A 17,436-nucleotide genomic window follows, 5' to 3' on the forward strand; every position below is an offset into this window, starting at 1 on the left:
CGCCCAGTGCCAGGAGCGTTGCCATGAACCTGCATAACCTGCTGGTGGTCGTCGATCCGAGCAGCGACGAACAGCCGGCCCTTACCCGTGCCCAGTGGATCGCCGAACGCAGCGGCGCCAGCGTCGAGTTGCTGCTGTGCGACTTCAACCCGGCGCTGGACGGCGGGCTGTTCTTCGACAGTCACTCGCTGCAGCGTGCCCGCGACCTTTACCTGGACGAACGGGTCACCTGGCTGGAGCAGCTTTCCATGCCGCTGCAGCAGGCCGGCATCCGCACTCAGGTCGAGGCCCAGTGGGGCAAGCCGCTGGACCGGATGGTCCTGCAACGGGTCGGCGAAACCCGGCCCGACCTGGTCCTCAAGAGCACCCGCAAGCACAACCTGCTGCGCCGCCTGCTACTGGGCAACAGCGACTGGCAATTGATCCGCCACTGCCCGCAGCCGCTCTGGCTGGTCCATCACGACGCCTGGCGCGGCCAGCGCCTGTGCGCGGCGCTCGACCCACTGCATGCCAGCGACAAGCCGGCCGCCCTCGATCACCGGCTGATCGCCGCCGCCCGCCAGCTCGAAGCCAGCCTGGGGCTGCGCGCCGACTACCTGCATACCCACGCGGCGATGCCGCGCAGCCTGCTGTTCGACGCGGAAATGCTCGCCGGCTACGAGCGTTTCGTGCTGCAACATGAGGAACGTCACCGCCAGGCCTTCGACGACCTGCTGGCAGCCTACCCGGAGATCGCCGCGGAGCGCCGCCACCTGCTGGCCGGCTATGCCGAGCAGGCGATCCCCGACTTCGTCCGGGCCAACGACATCGACCTGCTGCTGATGGGCGCGGTCGCTCGTGGGCACCTGGACAACGCGCTGATCGGGCAGACCGCCGAACGCGTCCTGGAGGAGGTGGAATGCGACCTGCTGGTGCTCAAACCGACAAATGACATCTGATGCAGATAGTATGACTCCGCAGTCGCCGCCGAGCCTCGCCGGTGGTAGCCTGCACGCCAGCGTTATCCAAGGAGTCCTTTGCATGTCCGTTCGCCGCACCAAAATCGTCGCCACCCTCGGCCCAGCCAGCAATTCCCCGGAAGTGCTGGAGCAACTGATCCTGGCCGGGATCGACGTCGCCCGCCTCAACTTCTCCCACGGCACCCCCGATGAACACCGCGCCCGCGCCAGGCTGGTGCGCGAACTGGCGGCCAAGCACGGCCGCTTCGTCGCCCTGCTCGGCGACCTGCAAGGACCGAAGATCCGCATCGCCAAGTTCGCCAACAAGCGCATCGAATTGCAGGTCGGCGACAAGTTCCGCTTCTCCACCAGCCACGCCCGCGACGCCGGTACCCAGGAAGTGGTCGGCATCGACTACCCGGACCTGGTGAAGGACTGCGGGGTCGGCGATGAACTGCTGCTGGACGACGGCCGGGTGGTGATGGTGGTCGAGGAAGTCGCCGCCGACGAACTGCGCTGCCGGGTGCTGATCGGCGGCCCGCTGTCCGACCACAAGGGCATCAACCGCCGCGGCGGCGGTCTCACCGCGCCGGCGCTGACCGACAAGGACAAGGCCGACATCAAGCTGGCCGCGGACATGGACCTGGACTACGTGGCCGTTTCCTTCCCGCGCGACGCCAAGGACATGGAATACGCCCGCCGCCTGCTCACCGAGGCCGGTGGCAAGGCCTGGCTGGTAGCCAAGATCGAGCGCGCCGAGGCGGTCGCCGACGACGACGCCCTCGACGGCCTGATTCGTGCCAGCGACGCGGTAATGGTGGCCCGTGGCGACCTCGGCGTGGAAATCGGCGATGCCGAGCTGGTCGGCATCCAGAAGAAGATCATCCTGCACGCCCGCCGCAACAATAAAGTGGTGATCACCGCGACCCAGATGATGGAGTCGATGATCCACAGCCCGATGCCGACCCGCGCGGAAGTCTCCGACGTGGCCAACGCCGTGCTCGACTACACCGACGCGGTGATGCTCTCGGCGGAAAGCGCCGCCGGCGAGTACCCGGTGGAAGCGGTGAAAGCCATGGCCCGCGTCTGCCAGGGCGCCGAGAAGCACCCGACCAGCCAGAAATCCAGCCACCGCCTCGGCCAGACTTTCGACCGCTGCGACGAGAGCATCGCCCTGGCGTCGATGTACACGGCCAACCACTTCCCGGGGATCAAGGCGATCATCTGCCTGACCGAAAGCGGCTTCACCCCGCTGATCATGTCGCGCATCCGCTCGTCGGTACCGATCTACGCCTACTCCCCGCACCGCGAGACCCAGGCTCGCGTGGCGATGTTCCGCGGCGTGGAAACCATCCCCTTCGACCCGGCGGCGCTGCCGGCGGAGAAGGTCAGCCAGGCCGCGGTCGACGAGTTGCTCAAGCGCGGCGTGGTGACCAAGGGCGACTGGGTGATCCTGACCAAGGGCGACAGCTACACCGCCCAGGGCGGCACCAACACCATGAAGGTGCTGCACGTCGGCGACCTGCTGGTATAAGCGCACGTCGCGGCGGATAACGCCCGTGGCGTTATCCGCCCTACGGACCGGCGCTCCGCTAACTCAACGTAGTGTAGGGCGAATAACCGCTACGCGGTTATCCGCCGTTTCAGCCGCATCGCGGCGAATAACGCCTGGGGCGTTATCCGCCCTACGGATCGTCGCTCCGCTGGCCCAACAGCGGTGTGCTCAGGCGAACCTGGAGAAATCCGGCTGGCGCCGGTGCATGAAGGCGCTGAGCGCCTCGATCGCCTCGGGCGAGCGCAGTCGGGTACTGAAGATATCGCCTTCCTCGGCGATCACCCGGCGAAGCTCCTCGATAAACGGCGCTTTCATCAGGCGCTTGCTCTCCACTACCGCCGAGGGCGCCAGGTGCAGGAAGCGCCGGGCCGCATCGCGGGCGTGCTCCAGCACCGTGGCGCCATCCTCCAGCGCCGCATTGGCCAGGCCCCAGGCCGCCGCCTGCTCGCCGCTGAAGTCCTGGCCGAGCATCAGCAATTCCGCAGCCTTGGCATGACCGAGCATGCGCGGCAGGATCAGGCTCGAGCCGAACTCCGGTGTCAGGCCGAGGTTGACGAACGGCATCTTCAATCGCGCGTTGCGACCAACGAAGACCAGATCGCAATGCAGCAGCAGGGTGGTGCCGATACCCACCGCCGGTCCGTTCACCGCGGCGATCACCGGCTTGGGGAATTCCAGCAGGGCGCTCATGAAACGGCCGACCGGGCTGTCGCGCAGGGATGGCGGTTGCTCGAGGAAGTCGAGGATGTCGTTGCCGCTGGTGAAGCAGGCGTCGCCGCCAGTGATCAGCACCACCCGCACAGCCGTATCGGCCTGCGCCTCCAGCAGCGCCTCGGCCATCCGGCTGTACATCGCGCGGGTCAGCGCGTTCTTCTTGTCCTGGCGGTCCAGGCGCAGGGTCAGCAGCCCCGTTTCGCGTTCGACCCGAATCAGCTCGCTCATCGTCACTCCAGGGATGCGGCGCAAGGCCGCGGCAATGGCTGCAAGGCACCGCCACCGGCGCCGCGTCAGGCGTGGGGCAGGAACAGGTCCGCCAGGGTCTGGCTACGCGGTACGCCGGCCAGGTAGAGATGCCGGGCGAAGCGTTCGACGCTGGCGGGTTGGCCGCAGAGTAAGGCCATGCTGCGCCGCGGAACAAGGCGGAGATCGGCCAAGGCAGAGGGCAACTGCGCCGCCGACACCAGGTTGACGCGCAGTTGCGGATGACGCCCGGCCAACTCCGCCAACTCGCTCGCCAGGTAGTGGTCGCGCGCCAGGTGCAGCAGCTGGATCGGCGCCTGGTGTTCCGCGCGCAAGGCCTCGCGAAGTATCCCCCAGAGCGGCGCCAGCCCGGTGCCGGCGGCCATCAGCAACAGCGGTCGCTCCTGCCAGTCCGGCTCGTAGCGCAACGCCCCGCCGCGCAACTCGCCCAGACGCAGGAGCGCGCCAGGCGCCAGGCGCCGGGCGCGGTCGCAGAACGCGCCGGGAGCGCTACAGTCGATGTGGAACTCCAGCCATGGGTCCTCGTGAGGCAGGCTGGCCAGCGAATAGGGACGCGCCACGCCATCGTCGCTCCACAGCAGCAGGTGCTGCCCGGCGCGATAGCGCAAGGGCCGCTCCGGCTCCAGGCGCAGGCGCAGCACATCGCCCAGCCAGTGGCAGGCGACGACCCTGGCCGGCAGCCCGTCGCGCTCAGGATCGAAAGGCTGCAACACGAGGTCGCCGAGCACCCGGCACTGACAGGCCAGCCGCCAGCCCGCTTCGCGCCGTACCGGATCGAGCGCCTCCGGGAGGGTGTCTTCCACCTCGCCCTGCAGGCAATGCACCAGGCAGGCGTGGCAACTGCCGGCGCGGCAGCTATGGGGCACGGCGATGCCGCCGGCGAGCAGCGCATCCAGCAGGTTGCTGCCGGCGGCGACGGCAAGGCGTCGCTCGCCGACCCGTATGTCAGGCACTGGTGACCTCCCAGGTGGCGTCGCAGCGGTTTCGTCCGCCACGCTTGGCACGGTAGAGCGCCTGGTCGGCCCGCTGCAAGGCCTCGTCGAGATCGTCGTCGGCATACAGCAGGGTCATGCCCACCGAAAGGCTCAGGGTATCCACCGTGACCCCGACCGGTTCCGCCTGTTCGAACGCCAGGCGCAGGCGTTCGCAACAGCTTTCCAGCTGTTCCGCGTCGGCGTGGGGCAGCAGCAGGACGAACTCCTCGCCGCCGTAACGGGCCAGGACGTCGCCATCGCGCAGACAGGAACGCGCCACCGCGGCGAAGGTCTGCAGGACCCGATCGCCGGCGGCGTGGCCGTGGCGGTCGTTGATCCGCTTGAAGTGATCGAGGTCGATCAGCGCCAGGCCGTGCTGCCGGTTCGGCAGCAGGTCTTCCAGCGCCCGACTGGCCAGGCGCATGAAATGCCGGCGGTTGAACAGCCCGGTGAGTTCGTCGGTGGCCACCAGGTCTTCCAGTTGGCGCATCATGCCGCGCAGCGTGTCCTGGTGCGCCTGCAAGGCATAGCGGCGCTGGCGCATGCGTTGCCGCATCGCCTGTATGTAGCTGGCGAACAGGCTCAGCCAGACCATTACGATGAACATCACGAGCACCTGCAATGCAGCCCGGCCCGGCAGCTCGAGACGCTGCTGCAAGGCCTCTACCAGGTAGATGCCGGAAAAAGCGATGAACGCCAGCGCCGCACAGCGGGCGAAGACACGCGGCGGCAGTTGGAACACGCCGAACAGCAGGGCCAGCACGTAGAACACCATGAAGGTGCCGCGCAGGCTGTCGACGTGATAGAGGAAATAGGTCAGCCAGGCGATCGCCACCAGCACCTGCGGCTCGGTCAGGCTGGGATCGGCGTAACGCAGGTTGCGACCGCTGGCGAACAGCCAGAGGAAGGCCAGTTGGCAAGCCACCACCAGGGTGGTGCTGGCTGCCGCGGTGGTCGGCGCTGCGCGGTAGAAGCCGCTGAGTAGCGCCAGCCAGAGCAGGACCAGGCCGAGCAGGTAGGTGCCTGCGGCCATGCCGAACCGGCGGAGCAAGAGCTTTTGCAGCGCACGCTGTTTCAGAGGAGGCTTGTCTGTGCGCATGGGCTCCGTCCCGTAATGGCACCTGGCCGCAATGTACCCTGCCCCCTGCGGGTTGCCTAGTCGAACGAACTGCCAGCTAGCGGACCGCGGATTTATCGGCCGACCAGCCGGCTGGCCGACCAAGGTCTGATCGTCGGCGCGTGCGCCCGTCTCGCCGGAACGGCTATACTGTCGCGCCTTTTTTGCGCCGGTGCCTGACCGGCGCGCTCCTCGGCTGCGGCCGGCTCCGTGACCCTGCCCCGCATCCGAATTACCCGCCTGAAGAGGACCGTGCTCCATGGCCGTGATCAAGCAAGACGACCTGATCCAGAGCGTCGCCGATGCCCTGCAGTTCATCTCCTACTACCACCCGGTCGATTTCATCCAGGCCATGCATGAGGCCTACCTGCGCGAAGAATCGCCGGCTGCCCGCGACTCCATGGCGCAGATCCTGATCAACTCGCGCATGTGCGCCACCGGCCACCGCCCGATCTGCCAGGACACCGGGATCGTCACCGTGTTCGTCCGGGTCGGCATGGACGTGCGCTGGGACGGCGCTACCATGAGCGTCGACGATATGATCAACGAAGGCGTGCGCCGCGCCTACAACCTGCCGGAGAACGTCCTGCGCGCCTCGATCCTGGCCGACCCGGCCGGCGCGCGGAAGAACACCAAGGACAACACGCCGGCGGTGATCCACTACTCCATCGTTCCCGGCGACAAGGTCGAAGTCGATGTCGCGGCCAAGGGCGGCGGCTCGGAGAACAAGTCGAAGATGGCCATGCTCAACCCGTCCGACTCGATCGTCGACTGGGTGCTGAAAACCGTACCGACCATGGGCGCCGGCTGGTGCCCGCCGGGCATGCTCGGCATCGGCATCGGCGGCACCGCGGAGAAAGCAGCGGTGATGGCGAAGGAAGTCCTCATGGACCCGATCGACATCCACGAACTGAAGGCCCGCGGCCCGCAGAACCGCATCGAGGAACTGCGCCTGGAGCTGTTCGAGAAGGTCAACCAGCTGGGCATCGGTGCCCAGGGCCTGGGCGGCCTGACCACCGTGCTCGACGTCAAGATCATGGACTACCCGACCCACGCCGCCTCGCTGCCGGTGTGCATGATCCCCAACTGCGCCGCGACCCGCCACGCCCACTTCGTGCTCGACGGCTCCGGCCCCGCCGAACTGGAAGCGCCGTCGCTCGACGCCTACCCGGAGATCGTCTGGGAAGCCGGCCCGTCCGCGCGCCGCGTCGACCTGGACAAGATCACCCCGGAAGAGGTGCAAAGCTGGAAACCGGGCGAGACCCTGCTGCTCAACGGCAAGATGCTCACCGGCCGCGACGCCGCGCACAAGCGCATGGTCGACATGCTGAACAAGGGCGAAACGCTGCCGGTGGACCTGAAAGGCCGCTTCATCTATTACGTCGGCCCGGTCGATCCGGTCGGCGACGAGGTGGTCGGCCCGGCCGGTCCCACCACCGCCACCCGGATGGACAAGTTCACCCGCCAGATCCTCGAACAGACCGGCCTGCTGGGCATGATCGGCAAGTCCGAGCGCGGTCCCATCGCCATCGAGGCGATCAAGGACAACAAGGCGGTATACCTGATGGCCGTCGGCGGCGCCGCCTACCTGGTCGCCCAGGCGATCAAGAAGTCCAAGGTGCTGGCCTTCGCCGAACTGGGCATGGAAGCGATCTACGAGTTCGAGGTGAAGGACATGCCGGTCACCGTCGCGGTCGATACCAACGGCGAGTCGGTGCACATCACCGGCCCGGCGGTCTGGCAGAAGAAGATCGCCGAAAGCCTGGCGGTCGAGGTCAAGTAAGCCTGCTCCGTCCCTGAAAAAGCCCGGCCCCGCGCCGGGCTTTTTCGTACGGCCACTGGCCGGAGCCTGGACTGGCAGCGCCGCAGGCGCCTTGGTTCAGCCGAACCAGAAATACAGCAAGGTCAGGTTCGCCGCCGAGATCAGGCCGAACAACGACCAGGCCAGCGCGCTGACCCAGCGCGGGTTGACGAACTCCCCCATCAGGTTCCGGTCGCTGCTGAAGCGAATCAGCGGCCACAGGGCGAACGGCAATTGCAGGCTGAGCACCACCTGGCTGAGCACCAGCAGCTTGCCTACCGCGCCTTCGCCCAGCCAGAGCACGCCGATCAAGGCCGGCACCAGGGCCAGGCCGCGGGTGATCAGGCGCCGCTGCCAGCAGGGAATCTTCGCCCGGAGGAAACCCTCCATCACCACCTGCCCGGCAATGGTGCCGGTGAAGGTCGAGCTTTGCCCCGCCGCCAGCAGGGCGAAGCCGAACAGGAAGCTGGCCAGGGCGCCGCCCACCAGCGGGTCGAGCAGGTGGTAGGCGTCCTGGATCTCCACCACCTCGGTGTGGCCGCTGCCGTGGAAAGCCGCGGCGGCGAGGATCAGGATCGCCGCATTGACCAGCAGCGCCAGGGACAGCGAGCCGATGGTGTCGAGCCGGGAAAAGCGGATCGCCGAGCGTTTGCTCGCCGCGTCGTCGCCGCTGACCCGGGTCTGCACCACGGACGAATGCAGGTAGAGGTTGTGCGGCATCACCGTCGCGCCGAGGATGCCGATCGCCAGGTACAGCGGCTCCTGGCTGCTCAGGGTGTCCCAGGATGGCCGCAGGCCGGCGGCGACATCCGGCCAGTAGGGGCCAATCAGCACCAGTTCGACGAAGAAACACGCGCCGATGGTCGCGATCAGCCCCAGCACTATGGCCTCCAGGCGGCGGAAGTTGGCGCCCTGCAGGGCCAGCACGATCAGGGTATCGAAGGCGGTGAGGACCACCCCGGTGGTAATCGAGACTCCCAGCAGCAGGTGGAAGGCCAGCGCCGCGCCGAGCACCTCGGCAAGGTCGGTGGCGACGATCGACAGCTCCGCCAGCAGCCATTGGCCACGCGCCACGCCAGGGCGGTAGCGCTCCCGGGAGAGCTGCGCGAGGTCGCGGCCGGTGGCGATCCCCAGGCGCGAACAGAGGCTTTGCAGGAGCATCCCGGAAAAGCTCGCCAGCACCACCACGAACAGCAGCGCGTAGCCGAAGCGCGAGCCCGCCTCGATGGCGGTGGCCCAGTTGCCGGGGTCCATGTAGCCGACCGAGACCAGCAGGCCGGGGCCGACGAACAGCGCCAGCTTGCGCAGCGGCGAGGCGTCGGCCGGCACCGCCACGCTGTGGCTGACCGCCGAGGGACAGAACGGCGCGGTGGCCGTGGTGGGCAGGGAGTATTTCACGAGGCGACGCCGGATCGGGGAGGAAGTGCGACCAGCCTAAACGTTTCACCCCGGTCGCGTCTTCCCTCCCCTCAGGCCTGGGCGCGCTGGCCGACCAGGCTCAGCTCGGCGACCTTCTCGCGCCGCTGCGCCAGGTAGCGGGTGCAACTGACACGCAGGAAGGAGGCGAAGTTGAGCACCTCGCCGCGATAGTCCATCACTTCCTCGTAGAGCTTGGTGATCAACTGGTTGGTGCTCAAGCCCTCGCCTTCGGCGATTTCCCGGAGGATGTCCCAGAACTGGTTCTCCAGGCGCAGGGTGGTCACCACCCCGCGGATGCGCAAGGAACGCGAGCGCGATTCATAGAGGATCGGGTCGGCTTTCACATAGAGTTCGCACATGCGCGGGGGTCTCCTGGGTCTCAGTGGCTGATGCGGGTGCCGAGCACCTCAAGGAAGCGCGCCAGCCACGCCGGATGCGCCGGCCAGGCCGGCGCAGTGACCAGGTGGCCGTCGACGTGGGCCTGGTCCGACGGAATGTCGACGTACTCGCCGCCGGCCAGCCGCACCTCCGGGGCGCAGGCCGGATAGGCGCTGCACGCCCGCCCTTGCAGGACGCCGGCGGCGGCCAGCAGCTGGGCGCCATGGCAGACCGCGGCGATCGGCTTGCGCGCGGCGTCGAAGGCACGCACCAGAGCCAGCACCTGCTCGTTCAGGCGCAGGTATTCGGGGGCGCGGCCGCCGGGGATCAGGAGGGCATCGTAATCCTCGGCGCGGGCCTGGGCAAAGTCGGCATTGAGGGTGAAGTTGTGGCCCGGCTTCTCACTGTAGGTCTGGTCGCCTTCGAAATCGTGGATGGCGGTGCGCACGCTTTGCCCGGCCCGCTTGTCCGGACACACCGCATGCACCTGGTGGCCCACCATCTGCAGGGCCTGGAACGGGACCATGGTTTCGTAGTCTTCGGCATAGTCGCCGACCAGCATCAGGATCTTCTTCGCAGCCATCACGCGCACTCCTTCGGGCAGGGCCCGGTCATACCGGGGATGCACCTAAGGTAGCCAATCCGCAGGGGGACGCGGGTAATAGACGGTTACTACACGCGTGCCGGGTTCAGATGCCGATCTTGTCCAGGGCCCGCCCGACGCCTTCCCAGAACGAGCGCTGCACGCGTTTCCGGTAGCCGCTGGCGGCGAACTGCATGGGTTCCTGGACCTGGTGGGTAGCGCCGATTTCCGCAGCGCCGAGATCGGCCGCCACCAATTGCAGCGGGCCATCGCCCTCACCCGCCGGGTGCTCGCTCTTCGGTGGCGGGTTGAGTTCGTCGTAGCGCAGGTAGTAGACCGAGCCGGCCCTGGCCTCGAGCATGAAGCTGGCGATGCGGGTGAAATCCATCGGACCGTCGGCGAACAGGGTCCAGAAGCTGCCCGCCAGCGGCCGGCGCATTTCCAGCTTGTAGCTGCCGGTCTCGAACTCGAACGCCAGGTAGCCGTTGCTCGGCAGGCTGCCGATCAATTCGTTGTTGAGGAAGATCCCCGGCGCCTCGAGTTCCTCGTCCGCCCACTGGCTCCGCGGACGGTAGAGGTAGACTGTGGCGTGGCTGGCATCGGCGCTCGGATGGGCGACGAAGGCCGGTCCGTCCACCGAACCGAAGAACGCGCCGGGCGTGCTGCAGCCGACCAGGCTCGCGACGATCGACAGGGCCAGCGACAGGCTGCGCAGCATGCTCCATCCCTCTTCTTATGGTTATCCGCGCAGCATAACCAGCCGGGTCGGGCCTGCCACCCGTCGAAAGTCCGGTTCTCCGGGAGAACGGCCTCAGGCCGGGCGCGGCACCTTGGCCAGCGCCGGCGTCGGCATCAGCCGGCGCACCAGCCACTTGCGCACCGGCACCACGCCGCGCTCCTGGAACAGTACGCAGAACGCCACCAGCAGGACCAGGAACAGCGGGTAGTAGAGCAGCGACGATGGCAACGCGGCCGCCGCCTCGGTGCAGGCGCGCCAGTCGTCGAGACAACGCCCCGGCACGGCGATAAGGCGCTCGCTACGGGAGAACAGGGTGAACATCGGCACATGCAGGGCGAACAGCGACAGCGAGGCGGCCCCCAGGCGCGGCGACCAGTGGCGGACGAAAGCGCTCTTCGGGTCGGCGGGCAGCGCGCAAAGGCACACCAGCAGCAACTGGGCCGGCAGCAGCAGGCCGTTGTGCAGCAGGAAGTACCAATGCTTGGCGCCCTGGGTGAACAGGTAGTCGGCCACCAGGAAGGCCGCCACCACCAGCGCCACCAGCGCGGCCAGCAGGCCGCGTCCCGGCACCATGCCGCGGTCGCGGTAGCCGCGGAACAACCCGTAGGCCAGGATGCCGCCAAGGAATTCCGGCAGGCGCAGCAACGGATTGCGGTGCAGCAGGCCGGTCCAGGGGATCCCGTAGCTCTCGCTGGCCACTACCAGCACCGGCGGGATCAGGTAGACCAGCCAGACCAGCGCCAGCACCTTCCACTTGTGCCGGCTGCGCATCAGCCGCGGGGCGACGAAGGGAAACGCCAGGTAGAAGAACATCAGCGTCGACAGCGACCACAACGGCGCGTTGAAGGTCAGGTAATAGGGATTCCAGGCCTGCAGCAGGAGGATCTGCAGGATGCTGTTGACGAACAGTTCGGTGTTGCTCATCCAGTGCAGGAAGAGTTCCGGGTGGGTGCGGCCGAGCACTTCGTTGGTGTCGTAGATGACGAAGCGCGGGGTGGCCTTGTCCAGCTCGGGACCGATTCCCAGGTGGCTGAGGGCCAGCAGCACCAGGATCGACAGCAGCAGGGAGAACAGGTGCAGCGGATAGAGATTGGACAGTCGCTTGGTCCAGAAGCTGCGGGCACTTTCGCGCAACCGGCCGCTGCGTGCGTAGACATGGGCCAGGAGGAAGCCGGAAAGCACGAAGAAGGTACTGGTGGCGAAGAACCCCAAGCTGGTCAGTTCGTCGAGACCGGGAAACTTCTGCTCTTTCGGATAGGTATGCAGGGTGTGGTACACCACCACGTACAGGCCGAGCAGGAAGCGCAACCATTCCAGTCCGATGAAACGTTCCTTGGAGTCGGGCGTTGCCACGCATCTCTCCTTTGTCATTGTAATGGGCGGTCCGGGGTAGACCCGCAAGCTCCCCGGCAAGTTTCACCGGGCCGGCCAGCGGCTACGAACGGCCGCTCCCTAGCGCCGGCGGTCGAGGAAATTCACCACTACCCGGTCCAGCCAACCCCACAGGCGCTGGTGCAGGCGCATCCACAGGGGTCGCGCGCGCCACATCGCCAGGGTCACCTCGCGGCTGTCGGCGAAGTCCGCCAGCAGGCTCGCCGCCGCCTCATTGGTGAAGTCCGGGTCGAGGGCCTCGAGATTGGCGTCGAGGTTGAAGCGTAGATTCCAATGATCGAAGTTGCAGGAGCCGACGCTCACCCAATCGTCGACCATGACCATCTTCAGGTGCAGGAAGCGCGGCTGGTATTCGTGGATGCGCACGCCGGCGCGCAGCAGGCGCGGGTAGTAGCGCTGCCCGGCATAGCGCACCGGGGCGTGGTCGGTGAGCCGCCCGGCCAGCAGCAGGCGCACCTCCACGCCGCGCTGGGCGGCCTTGCGCAGGGCCCGGCGAACCTTCCAGGTCGGCAGGAAGTACGGCGTCGCCAGCCAGATCCGTCGGCGCGAGCCGTTCAGCGCGCGGACCAGCGATTGCAGGATGTCGCGGTGCTGGCGGGCGTCGGCGTAGGCCACCCGGCCCAACCCACGGGCCGCCCCCGGCTGCGGCGGAAGGCGGGTAAGGGTCATGCCCTCGCGGGGCTTCCAGGCTTTCTCTTCGAGACAGGCCAGCCATTGCCGCTCGAACAGCGCGGCCCAGTCCGCCACCACCGGGCCGTCCATCTCGACCATCACCTCGCGCCAGGCGCTGACGTCGCTGACCGGTTCCCAGAATTCGTCGGTGATCCCGGCGCCGCCGACATAACCGAGGCGCCCGTCCACCAGCAGCAGCTTGCGATGGTCGCGGTAGAGATTGCCGCCAGTCAGCTTCCAGCGCAGCGGGTTGTACAGCCGCAGTTCGCCGCCGGCCTCGCGCAGGCGCTGGATCCAGGCGCTGCCCAGGCCTAGGCAGCCGAAGCCGTCGAACAGGCAGCGCACGGCGACGCCCCGGCGGCGGGCATCCAGCAGGGCGACGAGAAACAGTTCGGCGCAATGCCCGTCTTCCACCAGGTACAGCTCCAGCTCGATGCTCCGCTGCGCCGCCTCGATGGCCAGCAGCATGCGCGGGAAGAACCGCACGCCGTCATTGAGCAGGGCGAAGCGGTTGTCGCTGCGCCAGGGAAAGACCGGGCCGCTCACCGCGAAGTGAAGATCAGCACGGCGCCGACCGGCACCGAGAGCCCGATGCTGCCGGCGCTGGCCAGCTTGCGCAGGGTCTCGATGCCGGGGGCGAGGTCGAAGTCGGCGGCGTCCAGCACCAGCGGCGACAGGGTCACCACCTGGAAGCGATGCTCGTCCAGGCGGGTCACCAACAGGTCGCTGGCGTAGCTCTTGCGCTTGCCATGCAGGCTGACGGTCACTGGCTGGCGCATTTCCAGTTGCACGCCGTCGGCCAGCTCGACGATCGGCGCCAGGTCGAGCTGGGCGGTGATCTCCGCCTCGGCGAAGCGCTTGGTCTCGAACAGATGCTCGCGGATGCGTTCGTCGCGCAGCGGGATGTCGGTGCTCACCGAGTCCAGCTCGACGCGCAGGCGCGCCTGCCCCTTGTCGTCGACCTTGCCGTGCATGACCAAGAAGCGGCCGACTTCCGAAAGGGTAGCGTTCTTGGTGGAGATGAAACTGAGTCGCGACGACTCGTAGTCCAGGTACCAGGCGGCCTGGACCGGCAAGGCCAGGAGGGCCAGGCCGAGGCAGATCAACTTGTGCATGCGGGCTCCCTTTGCGTCCGGCGCCACCTTAAACCGGCCGCCTGGGAGCAGGCAAACTCCCGCGTCAGTCGAGCGCGTGCTGCAACTGACTGACGGTATCGGCCAGGGTTCCCAGGTGCCGGCGGCGCACCCGTTCGACGCAATCCTGGTCGCGCGGCCAGTGCAGCGCCACGCTGCCGAGCAGGCGACCCTGGGCGCGTACCGGCAAGGCCACCGCGCGGATCAGGAACGGCAGGCGCACCGGATACTCCCAGTGTCCCTCGGTACGCTCGCCGTAGCCCTGGCCGTGGGCCTGCTCGCGGGTGCGCAACCAGAGGTCCTCGTCTACCTGGTGCTGGCGCGCCAGGCGGCGCACCTCGCTGTCTGCCAGTTCGCCCAGGCAGGCCTTGCCCATGGCCGAATGGAACAGGCTGGCGTGCTGGCCGACCACCAGCCGGTTGGCCGGGTAGCGCTTGCGCAGGACGCCGGGCACCGAGCTTTCCGCCACCAGCAGGCGGTCGCCGTCGAGAATCGACAAATCGGCGACCAGCCCGGTGCGCTCGCTCAACTCCACCAGCAGCGGCGCGGAACGCTCCACCACCTGGCAGCGGAAGCGCTCGGCGGCGTCACCGTAGAGGCGGGTGGAACGCAGCCGGTAGCGCCGGTCGGTCAAGCCGCGGTACAGCCAGCCCTGCTCCAGCAGGGTATGCAGCAGCCGCGACACCGTGGCCTTGGGCAGTTCGGTCAGGTAATGCAGCTCCTCGAGCCCCAGCGCCTGGTGCTGGCCCAGCAGATCGAGGATCGCCAGCGCCCGCTCCACCGAACGCACGGTTCCCGCCTCTTCTCTTTCCGGCATGACGACACCTCCACCGTCGACAGACCGTTATGGCAAAGCAAGATGCAGGCCCAGGTCATGTAGGAAGAATCTGCGAATACGGCAGCATTGCTCCGCGGCCTAGTCGATTCCCCCTGGAGCCTCGAGCATCGCCGGCGGACGGCGGCTGACCCAACGGGTCAGGCCCTCGTGGGCATGGGCCAGTTGCAGCACCGCCAGGTCGGCCTGCGCCGGGCCGATGATCTGCAATCCCATCGGCAGGCCCGCCGCGCCGAAGCCGATCGGTACACTGATCGCCGGCAAACCGGCCAGGGTCGGGCCGATCACCACCTCCATCCAGCGGTGATAGGTGTCCATCGGCCGCCCGGCGACCTGCCGCGGCCACGCCGTTTCTGCATCGAAAGGAAACACCTGGGCGCTGGGCAGCAAGAGGAAATCGTAACGTTCGAACAGACGCGCCAGCGCCCGATACCAGTCGCTGCGATCCAGCGAGGCGCGATAGACCTCGGCGGCGCCGAGGCCGAGCCCGGACTCCACTTCCCACTGCGCCTCCGGCTTGAGTCGGACGCGCCGTGCGGGATCGGCGTAAAGCTCGCCAAGCGAGCCCTGCACCAGCCACTGGCGATGGACCAGCCAGGTGCGCCACAGGCGCTCCAGGGGATAGTCCGGCAGGCACGCCTCGACGTCGCAGCCCAGCTCGGCGAAATCGCCCAGCGCGGCTTCGCAAAGCTCCAGCACGCCCTCCTCCATCGGCAGGTAGCCGGCGTAGTCGCCGAGCCAGCCGAGCCGGGCTCCGCGGAAGTCGCGCCCGAGGTCGTCGGCGAACCTGCGCGGATCGTCGCGCAACGACAGCGGACAGCGCGGATCGTAGCCGGCCTGGGTGGCCAGCAGCCGGGCCAGGTCGGCCACGCTGCGCCCCATCGGGCCTTCGGTGGCCAGTTGCTGGACGAACAGTTCCGCTTGCGGGCCGTGCGGCACCCGTCCCTGGGACGGGCGGAAGCCGTAGACGTTGTTGTAGGCGGCGGGGTTGCGCAGCGAACCCATCATGTCGCTGCCGTCGGCCACCGGCAGCATGCGCAGCGCCAGCGCCACCGCCGCCCCACCGCTGCTGCCGCCGGCGATCCGCGCCGGATCGTAGGCATTGCGGGTGGTGCCGAACAGCGGGTTGTAGGTCTGCGAGCCGAGCCCGAACTCCGGTACGTTGGTCTTGCCGATGACGATCGCACCGCTGCTCTTCACCCGCTCGACGACGATGGCGTCGTGCTCCGGCACCTGCCCGGCGAACAGCGGCGAACCCAGGGTGGTAGGAATGCCGGAGGTGGCGGCGAGGTCCTTGATCGCCTGCGGCATGCCGTGCATCCAGCCCAGCCATTCGCCGCGCGCCAGTTGCCGGTCGCGCTCGTCGGCCTGGGCGAGCAGGCGGCTTTCCGCCTGCAGCGAGACGATGGCGTTGACCCGCGGGTTGAACCGTTCGATCTGCGCCAGGTAGGCCTGCATGACCTCGCGGCAGGACAGTTCGCGTCGGCGGATCGCCGCGGACAGCGGCAGCGCGTCAAGCGCGACGATTTCCTCGTGGCCGTCGCTTCGATGGCGGGTGGCGCTCATTCACAGACTCCTTGCCGGCTTGCCCAGGGCCGGTTCACGGGGGCGCGGGGCGGGCGTCGCGCCCTCCCGCAGATAGAGGGTGGCGAGCAGCCCGAGGAAGGCCGCGCCGAGCACGTAGAACGCCGGCGCCACTGGCGAGCCGCCGACCTCGGTGAGCCAGGTGACGATGAACGGGGCGAAACCGCCGAACAGCATCACCGCCAGGTTATACGCCACCGCCAGGCCGGTGGAACGCACCCGCACCGGAAACTGCTCGGCCACCGCGGTCGGCGCCGGGCCGAAGAAGCCGCCGATCGCCGTGCACAGCAACAGTTGCATCAGCAGCAGGCGCCCCAGGCTCGGCGCCGCGGCGACCCAGGCGAACAGCGGATAGACCATGAACATGAAGGCCAGGGTCGCGACCAACAGCACCGGGCGCCGCCCGACCCGGTCGGAGAGTCCCCCAGCCAACGGGATCACCAGGGTCATCAGCGCCACCGCAGCCATCTGCACCATGAACACCTCGTCCAGCGGCAGGCCCAACTGCTTGTGGGCGAAGGTCGGCATATTCACCAGCACCACGTAGAAGGACACCGTGCCGATCACCGTCAGGCCCATGCTCACCAGCACGCTGCGCCGGTATTCGCGCAGCAAGCCGAGCAGCCCCTGGCGCTCGCCGGGCTCCCGGATGGCTTCGAGGAAGGCCTCGGTCTCGCCCATGTAGCGGCGGATCCACAATCCCACCGGACCGATCAGCAGACCGAACAGGAACGGCACCCGCCAGCCCCAGCTCTCCAGGGCCTCGGCGTCCAGGCAATGGGTGACCAGCGCGCCCATCCCCGCACCGGCGAACACCGCCAGGCACTGGCCGAACAATTGCCAGGAACCGTAGAGACCGCGCCGGTGCGGTGGCGCGCTTTCCACCAGGAAAGCCGTGGCTCTGGCGTACTCGCCGCCGGTGGCGAAACCCTGCAGCATTCGCGCGATCACGATCAGCAATGGTGCGCCGACGCCGATCGCCGCGTAGGTCGGGGCGAAGGCGATCATCGCGATGGACAGCGTCATCAGCAGGATGATCAGTTGCATCGCCGCCTTGCGTCCCCTGCGGTCGGCATACAGGCCGAGCAGGACCCCACCGACCGGACGCATGAAGAAACCGACACCGAAGGTGGCCAGGGCCATCAACAGCGAGGTGTACTCGTCGCCGGAAGGGAAGAACAGCCTGGCGATCAGGCTGGAAAGGAAGCCGTAGACGATGAAGTCGTACCACTCCAGGGCGTTGCCGATCACGGCAGCCGCCACCTGGCGGGTACGCGAGGTACCGCTCGGGCAAGCGTGCATGGGAATCTCCTGGTAACCGGGGGAATGCCGGCG

16 protein-coding genes are annotated in these 17,436 nt (G+C 67.9%); 3 read left to right on the forward strand and 13 right to left on the reverse strand.

Annotation, left to right across the window (positions count from 1 at the left end; all coding sequences use genetic code 11):
• The first annotated feature begins 23 nt into the window (after nt 1-23).
• Complete coding sequence (locus M6E97_RS28710; protein ID WP_003093926.1) at nt 24-938, forward strand: universal stress protein; 915 nt, start codon at nt 24-26, stop codon at nt 936-938.
• Nucleotides 939-1,020: 82 nt separating this feature from the next.
• Nucleotides 1,021-2,472 carry a pyruvate kinase gene (gene pyk / locus M6E97_RS28715; RefSeq protein ID WP_003093930.1) on the forward strand — a complete coding sequence of 484 codons (1,452 nt, stop codon included), beginning with the start codon at nt 1,021-1,023 and terminating at the stop codon, nt 2,470-2,472.
• 189 nt (nt 2,473-2,661) lie between these two features.
• Here the strand turns inward: pyk and M6E97_RS28720 are convergent, their stop codons facing one another.
• The 3 genes from M6E97_RS28720 to M6E97_RS28730 all read right to left on the reverse strand — a co-directional run bounded on the left by M6E97_RS28720 (nt 2,662) and on the right by M6E97_RS28730 (nt 5,547).
• Nucleotides 2,662-3,435: an enoyl-CoA hydratase gene (locus tag M6E97_RS28720; protein WP_003093932.1), complete on the reverse strand. Its 774-nt coding sequence runs from the start codon at nt 3,433-3,435 to the stop codon at nt 2,662-2,664.
• A 65-nt stretch (nt 3,436-3,500) separates the two neighbouring features.
• On the reverse strand, nt 3,501-4,427 hold the full coding sequence (locus tag M6E97_RS28725; protein ID WP_003093934.1) for an iron-sulfur-binding ferredoxin reductase: 927 nt from the start codon (nt 4,425-4,427) through the stop codon (nt 3,501-3,503).
• Nucleotides 4,420-5,547 carry a sensor domain-containing diguanylate cyclase gene (locus tag M6E97_RS28730; RefSeq protein ID WP_003093937.1) on the reverse strand — a complete coding sequence of 376 codons (1,128 nt, stop codon included), beginning with the start codon at nt 5,545-5,547 and terminating at the stop codon, nt 4,420-4,422. The genes M6E97_RS28725 and M6E97_RS28730 overlap by 8 nt, the downstream gene beginning before the upstream one ends.
• A gap of 277 nt (nt 5,548-5,824) precedes the next feature.
• On the opposite strand from M6E97_RS28730, the gene M6E97_RS28735 reads away from it, so the two are divergent.
• Nucleotides 5,825-7,348, forward strand: coding sequence for a fumarate hydratase (locus M6E97_RS28735; RefSeq protein ID WP_003093938.1), 1,524 nt, complete (start codon nt 5,825-5,827; stop codon nt 7,346-7,348).
• 96 nt (nt 7,349-7,444) lie between these two features.
• Here M6E97_RS28735 and M6E97_RS28740 read toward each other — a convergent pair whose 3' ends face one another.
• From M6E97_RS28740 to M6E97_RS28785, 10 genes are all read right to left on the reverse strand, one after another.
• The gene (locus M6E97_RS28740; protein ID WP_073651059.1) at nt 7,445-8,752 is read right to left on the reverse strand and encodes an Nramp family divalent metal transporter; all 1,308 of its coding nucleotides are present in this window, start codon (nt 8,750-8,752) and stop codon (nt 7,445-7,447) included.
• A gap of 83 nt (nt 8,753-8,835) precedes the next feature.
• On the reverse strand, nt 8,836-9,144 hold the full coding sequence (locus M6E97_RS28745) for a ribbon-helix-helix domain-containing protein (protein WP_003093942.1): 309 nt from the start codon (nt 9,142-9,144) through the stop codon (nt 8,836-8,838).
• A gap of 20 nt (nt 9,145-9,164) precedes the next feature.
• A complete protein-coding gene (locus M6E97_RS28750; protein ID WP_019485779.1) occupies nt 9,165-9,749 on the reverse strand; it encodes a DJ-1/PfpI family protein in 585 nt (194 codons plus the stop codon).
• A 103-nt stretch (nt 9,750-9,852) separates the two neighbouring features.
• Complete coding sequence (locus M6E97_RS28755) at nt 9,853-10,464, reverse strand: DUF2846 domain-containing protein (RefSeq protein ID WP_003093944.1); 612 nt, start codon at nt 10,462-10,464, stop codon at nt 9,853-9,855.
• A 93-nt stretch (nt 10,465-10,557) separates the two neighbouring features.
• Nucleotides 10,558-11,838, reverse strand: coding sequence for an acyltransferase family protein (locus M6E97_RS28760; RefSeq protein WP_003141232.1), 1,281 nt, complete (start codon nt 11,836-11,838; stop codon nt 10,558-10,560).
• Between the two features lie 99 nt (nt 11,839-11,937).
• Entirely contained in the window at nt 11,938-13,017 is a 1,080-nt protein-coding gene (locus tag M6E97_RS28765) for a phospholipase D-like domain-containing protein (RefSeq protein WP_003120863.1), read from the reverse strand.
• Between the two features lie 74 nt (nt 13,018-13,091).
• Complete coding sequence (locus M6E97_RS28770) at nt 13,092-13,664, reverse strand: YceI family protein (protein ID WP_023096092.1); 573 nt, start codon at nt 13,662-13,664, stop codon at nt 13,092-13,094.
• Nucleotides 13,665-13,728: 64 nt separating this feature from the next.
• A complete protein-coding gene (locus M6E97_RS28775) occupies nt 13,729-14,499 on the reverse strand; it encodes an IclR family transcriptional regulator (RefSeq protein WP_003093951.1) in 771 nt (256 codons plus the stop codon).
• Between the two features lie 99 nt (nt 14,500-14,598).
• Nucleotides 14,599-16,083 (reverse strand): amidase, encoded by a 1,485-nt coding sequence (locus tag M6E97_RS28780; RefSeq protein ID WP_003093953.1) that lies wholly within the window; start codon nt 16,081-16,083, stop codon nt 14,599-14,601.
• Nucleotides 16,084-17,403 carry a citrate-proton symporter gene (locus M6E97_RS28785; RefSeq protein ID WP_034005137.1) on the reverse strand — a complete coding sequence of 440 codons (1,320 nt, stop codon included), beginning with the start codon at nt 17,401-17,403 and terminating at the stop codon, nt 16,084-16,086.
• Nucleotides 17,404-17,436 lie beyond the last annotated feature (33 nt).

Origin of the sequence: Pseudomonas sp. B111 (assembly GCF_026428275.1) — a bacterium.
Classification (GTDB): domain Bacteria; phylum Pseudomonadota; class Gammaproteobacteria; order Pseudomonadales; family Pseudomonadaceae; genus Pseudomonas; species Pseudomonas aeruginosa.

Coding starts and splice junctions, on each gene's coding strand:
- M6E97_RS28765 (WP_003120863.1), bottom strand. CDS start 13,017: ATGCTGCTGGCCATCGAGGCGGCGCAGCGGAGCATCGAGCTGGAGCTG.
- M6E97_RS28730 (WP_003093937.1), bottom strand. CDS start 5,547: ATGCGCACAGACAAGCCTCCTCTGAAACAGCGTGCGCTGCAAAAGCTC.
- M6E97_RS28720 (WP_003093932.1), bottom strand. CDS start 3,435: ATGAGCGAGCTGATTCGGGTCGAACGCGAAACGGGGCTGCTGACCCTG.
- M6E97_RS28775 (WP_003093951.1), bottom strand. CDS start 14,499: ATGCCGGAAAGAGAAGAGGCGGGAACCGTGCGTTCGGTGGAGCGGGCG.
- pyk (WP_003093930.1), top strand. CDS start 1,021: ATGTCCGTTCGCCGCACCAAAATCGTCGCCACCCTCGGCCCAGCCAGC.
- M6E97_RS28735 (WP_003093938.1), top strand. CDS start 5,825: ATGGCCGTGATCAAGCAAGACGACCTGATCCAGAGCGTCGCCGATGCC.
- M6E97_RS28780 (WP_003093953.1), bottom strand. CDS start 16,083: ATGAGCGCCACCCGCCATCGAAGCGACGGCCACGAGGAAATCGTCGCG.
- M6E97_RS28785 (WP_034005137.1), bottom strand. CDS start 17,403: ATGCACGCTTGCCCGAGCGGTACCTCGCGTACCCGCCAGGTGGCGGCT.
- M6E97_RS28710 (WP_003093926.1), top strand. CDS start 24: ATGAACCTGCATAACCTGCTGGTGGTCGTCGATCCGAGCAGCGACGAA.
- M6E97_RS28755 (WP_003093944.1), bottom strand. CDS start 10,464: ATGCTGCGCAGCCTGTCGCTGGCCCTGTCGATCGTCGCGAGCCTGGTC.
- M6E97_RS28745 (WP_003093942.1), bottom strand. CDS start 9,144: ATGTGCGAACTCTATGTGAAAGCCGACCCGATCCTCTATGAATCGCGC.
- M6E97_RS28770 (WP_023096092.1), bottom strand. CDS start 13,664: ATGCACAAGTTGATCTGCCTCGGCCTGGCCCTCCTGGCCTTGCCGGTC.